This is a genomic window from Oscillibacter sp., from assembly GCF_032060045.1.
Lineage (GTDB): Bacteria > Bacillota > Clostridia > Oscillospirales > Oscillospiraceae > Oscillibacter.
In genome coordinates this window covers 19,327-30,829 of record NZ_DAMBZJ010000005.1, presented here as the reverse complement: position 1 = coordinate 30,829, position 11,503 = coordinate 19,327, and the positions used below count along the sequence as shown (strand labels likewise).

General features: G+C 50.8%; 12 protein-coding genes. 9 read left to right on the top strand and 3 right to left on the bottom strand.

Annotation, left to right across the window (positions count from 1 at the left end; genetic code table 11):
* The first annotated feature begins 83 nt into the window (after positions 1-83).
* Positions 84-836, top strand: coding sequence for an exodeoxyribonuclease III (locus tag RT018_RS03315; RefSeq protein WP_312939404.1), 753 nt, complete (start codon positions 84-86; stop codon positions 834-836).
* Positions 837-901: 65 nt separating this feature from the next.
* Here RT018_RS03315 and gpr read toward each other — a convergent pair whose 3' ends face one another.
* Positions 902-1,798, bottom strand: coding sequence for a GPR endopeptidase (gene gpr, locus RT018_RS03310; RefSeq protein ID WP_312939242.1), 897 nt, complete (start codon positions 1,796-1,798; stop codon positions 902-904).
* Between the two features lie 192 nt (positions 1,799-1,990).
* Between gpr and rpsT the strand changes: the two genes are divergently transcribed.
* Positions 1,991-2,254 (top strand): 30S ribosomal protein S20, encoded by a 264-nt coding sequence (rpsT, locus tag RT018_RS03305; RefSeq protein WP_312939239.1) that lies wholly within the window; start codon positions 1,991-1,993, stop codon positions 2,252-2,254.
* A gap of 253 nt (positions 2,255-2,507) precedes the next feature.
* Here rpsT and RT018_RS03300 read toward each other — a convergent pair whose 3' ends face one another.
* Positions 2,508-2,834 (bottom strand): hypothetical protein, encoded by a 327-nt coding sequence (locus tag RT018_RS03300; RefSeq protein ID WP_312939237.1) that lies wholly within the window; start codon positions 2,832-2,834, stop codon positions 2,508-2,510.
* An 88-nt stretch (positions 2,835-2,922) separates the two neighbouring features.
* On the opposite strand from RT018_RS03300, the gene RT018_RS03295 reads away from it, so the two are divergent.
* The 3 genes from RT018_RS03295 to RT018_RS03285 all read left to right on the top strand — a co-directional run bounded on the left by RT018_RS03295 (position 2,923) and on the right by RT018_RS03285 (position 5,446).
* On the top strand, positions 2,923-3,201 hold the full coding sequence (locus RT018_RS03295) for a hypothetical protein (RefSeq protein ID WP_312939235.1): 279 nt from the start codon (positions 2,923-2,925) through the stop codon (positions 3,199-3,201).
* Between the two features lie 539 nt (positions 3,202-3,740).
* Positions 3,741-3,956 (top strand): hypothetical protein, encoded by a 216-nt coding sequence (locus RT018_RS03290; RefSeq protein WP_312939233.1) that lies wholly within the window; start codon positions 3,741-3,743, stop codon positions 3,954-3,956.
* A 173-nt stretch (positions 3,957-4,129) separates the two neighbouring features.
* Positions 4,130-5,446 carry an acetyl-CoA hydrolase/transferase C-terminal domain-containing protein gene (locus tag RT018_RS03285; protein ID WP_312939230.1) on the top strand — a complete coding sequence of 439 codons (1,317 nt, stop codon included), beginning with the start codon at positions 4,130-4,132 and terminating at the stop codon, positions 5,444-5,446.
* A 146-nt stretch (positions 5,447-5,592) separates the two neighbouring features.
* Here the strand turns inward: RT018_RS03285 and RT018_RS03280 are convergent, their stop codons facing one another.
* On the bottom strand, positions 5,593-6,957 hold the full coding sequence (locus tag RT018_RS03280) for an NCS2 family permease (protein WP_312939227.1): 1,365 nt from the start codon (positions 6,955-6,957) through the stop codon (positions 5,593-5,595).
* A 645-nt stretch (positions 6,958-7,602) separates the two neighbouring features.
* Here RT018_RS03280 and RT018_RS03275 point away from each other — a divergent pair.
* The 4 genes from RT018_RS03275 (at position 7,603) to RT018_RS03260 (ending at position 11,247) form a co-directional block, all read left to right on the top strand.
* The gene (locus RT018_RS03275) at positions 7,603-9,525 is read left to right on the top strand and encodes an NAD(+) synthase (protein WP_312939226.1); all 1,923 of its coding nucleotides are present in this window, start codon (positions 7,603-7,605) and stop codon (positions 9,523-9,525) included.
* Positions 9,526-9,582: 57 nt separating this feature from the next.
* Entirely contained in the window at positions 9,583-10,020 is a 438-nt protein-coding gene (gene rnhA / locus RT018_RS03270) for a ribonuclease HI (RefSeq protein ID WP_312939224.1), read from the top strand.
* 296 nt (positions 10,021-10,316) lie between these two features.
* A complete protein-coding gene (locus tag RT018_RS03265; RefSeq protein WP_312939221.1) occupies positions 10,317-10,667 on the top strand; it encodes a TnpV protein in 351 nt (116 codons plus the stop codon).
* Between the two features lie 106 nt (positions 10,668-10,773).
* The gene (locus RT018_RS03260) at positions 10,774-11,247 is read left to right on the top strand and encodes a hypothetical protein (protein WP_312939219.1); all 474 of its coding nucleotides are present in this window, start codon (positions 10,774-10,776) and stop codon (positions 11,245-11,247) included.
* Positions 11,248-11,503: the final 256 nt, after the last annotated feature.

Sequence of the window (11,503 nt, the reverse complement as noted above, 5' to 3'; positions counted from 1 at the left end):
TCCGGCAACGGTCTGATGCAAAAAATCTTGTTTTTTTCCACAGGAGCGGATAAACTGTGAAAAAACAGAAGGAGGAGTTCTTTATGAAGCTGATCTCGTGGAATGTCAACGGTCTGCGGGCGTGTCTTGGAAAAGGCTTTCTTGATTTTTGCGCCTCAGTGGACGCGGACGTCCTTTGTTTGCAGGAGACGAAAATGAAGCCGGAACAAGCAGATTTTGACCTGCCTGGATATGAAAAATTCTGGAACAGCGCGGACAAGCCCGGTTATTCCGGCACGGCGGTGTTTACCCGGGTCCCACCTGTAAGCGTGACCTATGGGTTTGGCGGTGACGAGCACCGCCACGAAGGCCGGATCATCACCGCCGAATTTGAGCAATTCTATCTGGTGTGCTGCTATACACCCAACGCGCAGGACGGACTGAAGCGCATTGACTACCGGATGCAGTGGGAGGATGACTTTCGGGCGTATCTTCTGGAACTGGACCGGATAAAACCGGTGGTGCTGTGCGGCGATTTGAACGTGGCCCATCAGGAGATGGATTTAAAAAATCCCAAGTCCAACCGGAACAATCCCGGCTTTTCCGATCAGGAGCGGGGAAAGATGACTGCACTTCTGGAGGCCGGCTTTTCCGACACGTTCCGAACGCTCTATCCGGAGCGAATCGCGTACTCCTGGTGGAGCTATCGCTTCCGCGCACGGGAGAAAAACGCAGGCTGGCGCATTGACTATTTTCTTGTCTCTCAGCGGCTTCAGGAAAACGTGGAGGACGCGGTCATTTATGACCAAGTATTTGGCAGCGACCACTGCCCGGTGGGTCTGGAGCTGACGGTTTAACACAGTCCCGGGTTCTCTCGTTGCAACCCCTGTTTTTTTGTGGGTGATTTTGCTCTTTCCGTTTCTTATCCCAAGAGGGCGGCCATGTCCTCGATTTCCAGTTCCTGAAGTGCCCAGTTCACGCCGTAGCCCAGCACGCGCCCAAGCTCACGCACCTGCGCGTCGATGTCCCGGGGCGTGACGGTCATGGGCTGCTTGCGACTGCGCAGGCGCTTTTCGTCAAACTCCGTCACGCCGGACTCCTCCAAAAGGTCCGCCGCCAGCGTGGCCGCGTCCACCACCGTGGGCACACCCACAGCAAACACCGGCACACCCAAAGAGTCCTTGTTCAGCGCGGCGCGGTGATTTCCCACGCCGGAGCCGGGGACGATGCCGCTGTCGCTGAGCTGAACGGCAGCGCAGACCCTTCCCGTGCGGCGGGACGCCAGCGCATCGATGGCAATGACAAAATCCGGCTCCACTTCCTTCACAAGCCCCCGCACCGCCTCGGCGGATTCTACACCGGTGGTGCCCAGTACGCCCACGGAAAATGCGGACACAGGCCGAAAGCCCCCGAATTGTTTAGGCATGGCGGCCAGCAAGTGCCGGGTGATGAGCACGCTTTCCAAGGTCAGCGGACCCACCGCGTCCGGCGTCATGGCCCGGTTTCCAAGGCCGATGACCAGCGCCGCCCCGTCCCCGGGGAGCATGGCTTTCAGCTCCGCACCCAAGGCCCGGACGGCACGCTGAAAATAATCTTCCTTTCTCTGCCAATAAGCTGTGAAATCCAGCGTGAGATAGGTTCCCACCGGCTTTCCAAGAGTTTTCGCGCCACCCTCATCCAAAATTTTCACTCGCGTCACAGGATAACCCTCCCGGCGAGACTTGCCTGCTTTCACTCCGGAGAGCTTTGCGGTCTTCTCCGCGCCCTCCTGCCACAGCTCCTGCGCCTCCAGCGCCAGGTCCGTCCGTTTTATATACATTAATTGCACGCCGCCTTCCACTAAATATAGTGTCTTTTCCGTAGGTTTTCCGGAAGCGGACACAATATGCAAAAAATCAAGGTTTTTTTGGAAAAGGGCTTGCTTTTTGCGCGGAGAACTGCTAAAATATCATTCTGCACGGTGAGATTCTAATCTCTCCAGATTTTTAATTTGCCAAAGGAGGTGTTTGGTTTGCCGAATATCAAGTCTGCCAAGAAGCGCGTTTTGGTCTCCGCAGCGAGAAACGCCCGCAACAAGGCCGAAAAATCCGAGCTGAAGACCGCCATCAAGAAGTTCGAGGCCGTTGCCGCAGAAGGCAATCGCACCGAGGCCGATGGCGTATACAAAGTCGCGGTGAAGAAAGTCGATCAGGCTGTTGCCAGCGGCGTTCTGCACAAGAACACGGCTGCGCACCGCAAGAGCGCAATGACCCTGAAGCTGAATAAGCTGGGCTAAGAATGAGGCGTCCGCTTTTGCGGGCGCCTTTTTGCGTTTGGATTTATTTTTATATGGATCGTTCAGCGCCTTTTGTTCCGTTTCCGGCTGTTAAGCTGACTTCAGGGGCATCATAGGAACGAAACGCGAACCCTGTATCATTCCTGTTAGCAGGTCGGATAGTTTTAACTGTCCGACCTGCTTTTTACATAGAGGTGCGATAATCCCCATGTATTACAGAATGTCAAAACTGGGCTGACTGCAAAAGAGTCTTTTAGATGCTATATGGTAAGCAATACTGATCCAACCATGCTTTTGGAAAAAACTCTTTTGCCGGTGCGTACCCCACCCCACAGACACGCACCCAATTTGGATCTAACGTGGAACTGAACTCTTTCCCATCCTTAAAATAAATTTTGAAACCGTAACTCCAACCATCGTAATCTGCACTTTCCATATTTTTAAACCGAAATGCATTCAGATGGTCAATCACATCCTTAATCACATTTTTATTCTTGGTAATATGCTGCTCGAAGTTATATCCGTTGCGAAATTCGATACTGTTCACATCCGAAGCATTTAAGACAAATAATTTCTCCATGGCCGCGTTTAGTGAAATCTATCGGGCAGCTATGAATTGGGCTGAAAGCTTTTGGATCGTGGACGATTTAAAACAGGAAACGGATCCTATGACCCGTGCAGAGACGGCCAATGCGCTCTATGCTTATTTTGGCAGGACTGATGTTAAAGTTGCACAACCTGAATTATCAAGCTGTTTTACAGATTTCAATGAGATTCCTGATAATTTGCGCAGCGGCGTTTTATTTGCCGAATCAAATTTTCTCATAAATGGATTCGGAGATTCAACTTTTGGGTCCAATAGACCGATAACGGTTGCCGAGCTTTCACAAATACTTTACAACGGAAAAGATTTGTTTCAAGTCTTTAACATTGCTGTCCATCACTAAACCCGGTTGATAATATGTAGCGTCATAGTTAGAAGTTGAATTTGATAATATTTGTGAAAAAACTCCCCATGTTACAATATCATCAAGGGATTTCTCATCCTGTGGTACTCCATGAAACAAGTGATTCTCCTCGCAATCATATACCGCATCTGCACACCACGCCGGAGCTTTGGCATATCCGAATACGGGGACGACCAGAGTCACCGAAAGGCAAAGAACTGCACAAACAAGACCTTGAAAAATCTTTTTCATATTCTATCACCCATATTCTAGATTATTAATGTTGATTGTTCGAAGAATTGCCTCATTGTGTTCATCAATACACGCAATATCCAGATATCTTCCGCTTTTTTGTTATGTAACTTATTACAGATACGAAACTCTATTATTGTTTAATTTATTTAAACTGTAGCACTGCATTTTAAAATGTCAACCGAAATTATCAGTATAGTGGCGTAGCCATACTTAATTCCAGCCTGAATCAAAAAGAGTAACCAACAGGTATTTATATCGGTGTTGATATCTGGGGCATGGACTTAATGAGCGCCATGGAATTTGTGAACCCTGAGGACAATGCGCCCAATGAGACCATGTGCTCCGTCGTAATTATCGAGAGGTTGAAGCGTGATCTTCTGCTAATCTGCGGCGCCGACAAGAACAACATTGGTCTAATTCCTCCTCTGTACGTGGACAAAGGTACGCTGGAAGCCGCCTTTAAAATAATTGGTAAGTCCATTGCTGTGCTGAAGGGTTAATAAGAATTACTGGAATTATTTTGAAGGTTATTGTAAAATGGACACACAGGATTATCTTGACTGAGCTTCTCTTGCCCACGCAGGGAAGGATTTTTTTTAATTGACACACTTGCATTTTATCAGGAAATGTCCGGTTTTAAGCAAATAACTGCATATGGGAGCGAAAAACAATCATGGAAGATTACAAGAGCAAATTTGTAAGCCCCGAAGAGGCTGCCGCCCGGACAGTAAAGTCGGGCGACTGGGTGGACTATGGATTTGGCGCGGGCTTTCCCGAGCTGATGGACCGGGCGCTGGCCGCACGGAAATCGGAACTGCGGGATGTGAAAATCCGGGGCGGTCTGGTGATTCGCCCCCACATTGAGGTGGTTGAGCAGGATCTCGAACAGTCCGCCTTCACCTATTACAGCTGGCACATCGGAGACTACGAACGCAAGCTGCAAGGGCAGGGTCTATGCCGCTTTATGCCCATGATCCTTCGTCAACTTCCGGAGCTTTATCGCAGACATATCCGGGTGGACGTAGCGTTCGTTCCCATTTCCCAGCCGGACGACAAGGGCTTTTGCGGTCTGGGGATTTCCAATTACGCCTGGCGCACTATTTTTATAAATGCCAAAACGGTTGTTTTTGAAATAAACGAGCATCTGCCAAGACTTCAGGGTGTGAATGGGTCCCACAGGGTTCATCTGTCCGAGGCGGATTATATCGTGGAGGGAGAGCATGAACCCCTGCCTGTGCGTACCTATCGGGAGCCCTCTCCCATTGATGTGCAAATTGCGAAGCATGTGGTTGCAGAAATCCCCAACGGCGCAGTGCTGTCTTTGGGAGTGGGCGGCGTACCCTTTACCGTGGCCAAGATGCTGGCGGATTCTGATTTAAAGGATTTAGGCTGTCATACCGGCACCATCAGCGATGCGTTTCTGGCTCTTCACAAAGCGGGAAAGCTCACCAATGCCCGGAAAGAGCTTGATACGGGGCGCTCCACATGGAATCTGGCCATGGGTTCTAAGGAGTTGTACGACTGGCTGGAACAGGAGCCGCAGCTTTTTTCTCCCGGTGATGTGGATGTTGTTCACGCGCCGGAACGGATGTGCAAAATGAAAAACTTTATCAGCATTAATGGCGGCGTAGAGCTGGACCTGATGGGTCAGGAGAACGCGGAATCCGCCGGCAGCCGCCAGCTTTCCGGCACGGGCGGGCAGCTTGACTTTTTGGAAGGGGCGTTTCGCTCCGAGGGCGGAAAAGGGTTTATCTGTCTGGCCGCTGTGCACAAGAAAAAAGACGGGACGCTCAAGTCCAACATTGTCCCCTTTATCCCCGGTGGAAGTGTGGTTTCCGCACCGCGCAGCATGATTCAATACGTGGCGACAGAGTACGGCGTGGCCAAGCTGTCGGGTCTTTCTTTGAACGAGCGGGCAGCCGCCATGATTTCCATTGCGCACCCTGACTTCCGTGAAGATCTGGCCCGTTACGCACAGGAAAATTTTTAACGGAGTCCTCAGACATCCAAAAGGCTGCTTTGCTCCAGCGTGTGGCTTACCTCCAGCGAGTTGTTTTGTCCTTCCTGCACTCAGCAGGGAAAACGGGTCCTCCGGCTTTCGCCGGAGGACCCGTTTCAGTTTAAATTCTTTTTTGCTTAGAGCAGCGGGAAAATGAACAGCTTGAACAGGAACAGGGCACCGAGCACCCACATCACGGCGCCGGCCTCCTTTGCTTTACCCTGCACAACCCGCACCAGCAGATAGAACAGGATACCGAACATAATGCCCGCGGAGATAGAGTAACCCACCACCATGAAGATGATTGCTAACACGCCGGGAACCAGCGCCTCTACCTTTGTCCACTCAAACTCTTCCATCGGCTCGCACATCATAATACCCACAACCACCAGCGCGGGTGCGGTGGCAAAACTGGGAATGGCGCCGATCACAGGGAAGAAGGGGATGGCCAACAGGAACAAAATAGCGGTGGTGACAGCGGTGAGTCCAGTGCGTCCGCCTTCTTCCACGCCGGAAGCACTTTCCACAAACGTGGTAACCGTGGAAGTACCCAGAATGGCGCCCACTGTGGTGGCCACAGCGTCGGAGGCAAAGGCCTGATTTACGCCGGGGAAGTTTCCATTTTCATCAATCATTTTCGCCTTGGTGGCCACGCCTGCAAAGGTCCCCAGTGTGTCAAAAATGTCCACATACAGGAAGGTCAGCGTGACCATAATAAATTGGGTGATGTTTTTTCCGCTGGAAAACGCGTCGCGCAAGCCGGAGAAGCACAGGCCAAAGGTTTCCGCAAGGCCCGAGAAGGAAGTGAAGCTGACCAGAGCAGAGGGGAACAGGGAATATGCGCTTGCCTCGGGATTTACCTGATACCAGCCGATTCCCTGAGCAGCCATGCCCAAAAACCATGTGACAAAGATGCCGATGAGCAGCGCGCCCTTCACCTTCTTCATCCACAGAACCACCGTAATGGCAATGCCAACAAGGGCCAAAAACACACCGGCCTGAGTCAGGTTTGAGTTTACCTCTACCAGCGTGGCTCCTCCCACAATGATGCCGGAATTCTGGAAGCCGATGAACATGATAAAAAGACCAATGCCGGCTGAAATTGCCAGACGAAGCTGCTTAGGGATTGCGATAAGCAACTTGGAGCGCACGCCAGTGAGACTGAGCAACAGGAAAATGAAGCCCTCCATCAAAACCGCCGCCAGCGCAAAGGACGGAGCGAATCCCATGGCGAATACCACCGTATAGGTAAAGAAAGCGTTCAGGCCCATTCCCGGTGCCTGCGCAAACGGCATTCCAGCCCACAGACCCATCAACATGGAGCCAAGGCACGCGGTCAGGGCGGTGGCCAAGAAAACGCCGCCTGCATTCAGTCCGGCCTGGCTCAAAATTCCCATGTTTACCGGAAGAATATAGGCCATGGTGATGAAGGTGGTGATACCCGCCAGAATTTCCGTTCTGACGGTACTTCCGCGCTCGGTGATCTTAAAAAATTTGTCCATTGGATACCTCCTAAAATTGTAAGGGTCTTGTTTTTGTCTACACGGCCCCCGCTGCCCTGACCCCCCTTCCCCCGCTGTGCAAGCGGCTTCTCAATTGGCTTTATCTTTATGGAACACAAAAAAATGCGCCACAAAGATGAAAACCAAGGGTTCTCCCATACAGTACAGCATATTACATAAGAATACCTAATATACAGTATAACATTTTATACATAAATGTCTATAATGGCAGTTTTCACAAAAAATGTTGGCCAAAATTTGCATTTGTGCATTGCTTTTTCAACAGGTCTTTTGAAAGTTTATAACTTTCTGAGAATAAAACTCCGCGTTTGTTTACAGACTGTTCACATCAAATGCATAATTCCGCAATGATTTTCGGGTATCTTAAGAATTAGCAAAGGGGACTCCCACCCCGATGCGTTTTCTCCCTCCTAAAACACACACAGCAAAAAGGACCGCTTCGGCGGTCCTTTTTGCGTGCCTTTTTAAAATGCGTTCCGCCAGACAACCACAGAGCACTTTTATCCCGTTTGCCGCTTGCCAAATCGCCACACCGCGATAGCCGCTACAACACTTTCCGTATTGCGAAATGTTCCGGTGTGGTATACTATAAGAACAAAATCTTATACTCGGGAGGCGTTTTGCATGAAAGACGGTTTTATCTCTGTCGCCTGCGGCAGTCCCCGGCTTCATCTGGCTGACTGCGCCCGCAACGCGGAGGAAACTTTTACCCTGATGCGCAAGGCAGAGCAGGCGGGGGTGAAGGTTTTGGTTCTGCCGGAGCTGGGGCTGACGGGCTATACCTGCGGCGACCTTTTTTATCAGGAAACCCTACTGCGCGGCGCGGAACAGGCGCTTTCCACCGTGCTGGAGGCCACTCGGAATCTGGAGGTCGTCACAGCCGTGGGCCTGCCGGTCCGATTTGACAACAAATTGTATAACTGCGCAGTGGTTATACAAAAAGGAATTATTCTTGGGGTAGTCCCCAAAACGCACTTGCCTAATTATGGGGAGTTTTACGAAAAGCGGCAGTTTTCCCCCGCACCCCGGGACCCATTTAACATGGTGTCGCTGTGCGGAAGCGAGATTTGCTTCGGCGCGGAAATTCTCTTTTCCTGTGAAGAGATGCCGGAGCTGACGGTGGGATTTGAAATCTGTGAGGATTTGTGGGCCCCCTGCTCTCCCTCTGTGAACATGGCCCAGATGGGGGCTACCGTCATCGGCAACCTGTCCGCCAGCAACGATTTGGTGGGGAAGGACGCCTACCGCCGCCAGCTTGTGACCATGCAGTCGGCGAAGCTTTTGTGCGGCTATGTATACACCAGCGCAGGGGAGGGGGAGTCCACCTCTGACGTGGTGTTTGGTGCACACCAGCTGATCGCCGAAAATGGAACCCTTTTGGCTGAACAGCGGTTTGAAGGCGGTCTTTTGATTTCAGAAATTGATGTGGCGCGATTGTGCTATGAACGGAGAAGAACCCAGATCATGCCGGAAAAACCGGTTTCCGCGGCTCCTGTCACAGTGCCCTTTTCCCTGACGATGGAGCGTACAAAGCTCACTCGTTATGTGGCCCCCATGCCCTTTGTTCCGGAGGAACGGGAGGACCGGGACAAGCGCTGCCGAGAAATCCTGTTGATTGCTTCCCTTGGCTTAAAGCAGCGGCTGGAGCACACGGGGTCGAAAACCACCGTAGTGGGCCTTTCCGGTGGGCTGGATTCTACACTGGCCGTGCTGATCGCCGCCCTTTCCATGAATTTACTCGGCAGACCCATGACGGATATTGTGGCCGTGACCATGCCCTGCTTCGGCACCACGGACCGCACAAAAAACAACGCGGTGATTCTGGCGGAACGCCTGGGGACCACGCTCAGGACCGTGGATATTTCCGCCACCGTCCGCAGCCACTTCCGGGACATCGGACAGGACCTGAACGACCACTCCGTCACCTTTGAAAACGGACAGGCCCGGGAACGGACGCAGGTTTTGATGGACATTGCCAACCAGACGGGTGGCCTTGTCCTCGGCACGGGAGATTTGAGCGAGCTGGCCCTTGGCTGGTGCACCTACAACGGCGACCACATGAGCAACTATGCCATCAACGCCTCCATTCCCAAGACGCTGGTGCGCCATCTGGTGGCCTACCTCGCGCGGGACAATCAGGACAAGGACGGAGATCTCACCGGCGTGTTGGAGGACATTCTGGACACGCCCGTGTCCCCGGAGCTGCTGCCCGCCGTCCGTGGCAACATTGTCCAGCGGACGGAGGACTTGGTGGGTCCTTACGAGCTGCATGACTTTTTCTTGTATTACTTTTTGCGCTGGGGCTTTGGACCAGGAAAAATTTTTCGTCTGGCGCTGTATGCCTGGGCGGGGCGATATGACCGGGCGGTGATCTTAAAGTGGCTGCGGGTGTTTTACCGGCGGTTTTTCTCCCAGCAGTTCAAGCGCAACTGCCTGCCGGACGGGCCGAAGGTCGGCTCTGTGGCGGTATCGCCCCGGGGAGACTGGCGGATGCCCAGCGACGCGCAGGTTGCCCTGTGGCAAGCGGAACTGGACACGCTGGAATAAGCGCTCTGGGGCGCGATGTCCAAAAGTCCCGGATTTTACAAGCTTAAAGGAGTTTTCATGAAAACTGTCACCATCTATACCGACGGCGCCTGTTCCGGCAATCCCGGCCCCGGAGGCTGGGGCGCTGTCCTTCTCTACGGAGAGCACCGCCGGGAGCTTTCCGGCGGCGAGCCGGCCACCACCAACAACCGCATGGAGCTGACCGCTGTGATTGAAGCGCTGTCGTTCTTAAAGGAGCCCTGTACCGTGGATTTGTGGAGCGACTCTAAATACGTAATTGACGGACTGGAAAAGGGCTGGGCCAAGGGCTGGAAAAAGCGGGGTTGGGTGAAGTCCGACAAGAAGCCCGCGCTAAACCCGGATTTATGGGATAAGCTGCTGAATCTGACGGAAACCCACACCCTTCGGTATCACTGGGTAAAGGGCCATGCCGACACTGCGGAGAACAACCGCTGCGACGAGCTGGCGGTGCTGGAAAGCAGAAAATACAAATAAGCATATTTTATTTCGAGAGTTTAAAAAATTTATCTGTGTCCTGTGAAAATAAGGAGTAGGGATATTTTATTCCCCTACTCCTTGTTTTTTTGTCTATAAGTAGGTCTATTTCTTTAAAAATGGCTTTTTGCAGAAGAAAACTATGCAAAAACAAAAAAGTTTTCCACAAAGCATGGAAAAGGGCTTGCCATTATGCAGTCCTCCAATAAAGATGTTTACAAAAATCATAATTGTTTAGCACACAGCAGAACGATTACCGATGAATTGTAAATAATCTTTATTGGAGGATTTGCTTTATGGCAAAGTTTGAATTTGAGTACACTGAAATTGATGGACTGTTATATCCCAACATTGAAATTGACGGAAAAGCCGAGCTTGACAGCTTAGGCAAATACGGGCGACTCCGTCTAAATTATCTGCACGAACAAAAATTCGGGATGTACCGTGAACTGCTTTTGACGGGTAAGCTGGCAGAACATTGCATGACCATAGAAAAGGCCGCCTTTGAAATGACAGAATGTATTCGTGCCGATTATCTGAAAGCACACCCCATGCCGGAAGACGATGCAATGGAACGCATTCGATGCTCTGAGCTTGCGCAGAAAATTGCAGATGAATGCGCATTTTATGACTTAATTCCCAGATAAACTGAATACCTTGCCATAATCGGCAGGGCACTTTCACACCATTTATTGAATTGCGATGCCCTGTTTGCTATAATTATGGCAATAGGCTTAGAGGGTGGTGTAGTTCATGGAGAATTCAATTATCTCAGAATATTACGAAATAATCTTTGATAAAATGAAAGCAGACAAATTGCTTAGTGAAGACGAAGAACTTCTGTTCCCGTCAGAGGACAATTTCTGCCGATACTGTAAACGGATTATTCAAGAGAGTGAATTGGAAACATTGCGGACAGAGGTCATGTCCTTAGAGAAGTTTGCCAACCACTATCAAGAACGGTTTAATAATATCGGTTCCGTTCATAAGGCATTTTTTGAAGAAACAGCGCATGGAAAGAAATATAAATATCTGCACATTGAACAGATGCTTTTGGCCTTCCATTATTCACCTATGCGGTTTATGGACTGGCTTTTAGAGCAGTATTGCTATATGCAGTTTTCAAAAGTAATTCCGGATTATATTGAATATCTTCAAAAAATAGGGGTGGATACCTGCGTTGACAGCTTTACCCATGAGTTGTGCCGGAGATTTTATTCCGGGTGATTTTCCCCATACCACAAAAGAACGCACAGGATAAAACCTGTGCGTTCTTTGATGTTATACCCTTATTTTTTGATTTATACTACTTACAACTACATCTCGGTCCTCGATTCAAGCGTATCTGGCCGTGAGGAGCCGTCAGACCCAAGGGCATGATAGCAGTTAAGCCCCTTGTTGTTTACTCCTTTGTGTTTTGGATAAGGCGCATGAGGATTGCCGCAACTTGAGCACGGGTAGCATCGCCGTGAGGCATCAGTTT

Coding starts and splice junctions, on each gene's coding strand:
- RT018_RS03315 (WP_312939404.1), top strand. CDS start 84: ATGAAGCTGATCTCGTGGAATGTCAACGGTCTGCGGGCGTGTCTTGGA.
- gpr (WP_312939242.1), bottom strand. CDS start 1,798: ATGTATATAAAACGGACGGACCTGGCGCTGGAGGCGCAGGAGCTGTGG.
- RT018_RS03300 (WP_312939237.1), bottom strand. CDS start 2,834: ATGGAGAAATTATTTGTCTTAAATGCTTCGGATGTGAACAGTATCGAA.
- RT018_RS03295 (WP_312939235.1), top strand. CDS start 2,923: ATGACCCGTGCAGAGACGGCCAATGCGCTCTATGCTTATTTTGGCAGG.
- RT018_RS03290 (WP_312939233.1), top strand. CDS start 3,741: ATGAGCGCCATGGAATTTGTGAACCCTGAGGACAATGCGCCCAATGAG.
- RT018_RS03285 (WP_312939230.1), top strand. CDS start 4,130: ATGGAAGATTACAAGAGCAAATTTGTAAGCCCCGAAGAGGCTGCCGCC.
- RT018_RS03280 (WP_312939227.1), bottom strand. CDS start 6,957: ATGGACAAATTTTTTAAGATCACCGAGCGCGGAAGTACCGTCAGAACG.
- RT018_RS03275 (WP_312939226.1), top strand. CDS start 7,603: ATGAAAGACGGTTTTATCTCTGTCGCCTGCGGCAGTCCCCGGCTTCAT.
- rnhA (WP_312939224.1), top strand. CDS start 9,583: ATGAAAACTGTCACCATCTATACCGACGGCGCCTGTTCCGGCAATCCC.
- RT018_RS03265 (WP_312939221.1), top strand. CDS start 10,317: ATGGCAAAGTTTGAATTTGAGTACACTGAAATTGATGGACTGTTATAT.
- RT018_RS03260 (WP_312939219.1), top strand. CDS start 10,774: ATGGAGAATTCAATTATCTCAGAATATTACGAAATAATCTTTGATAAA.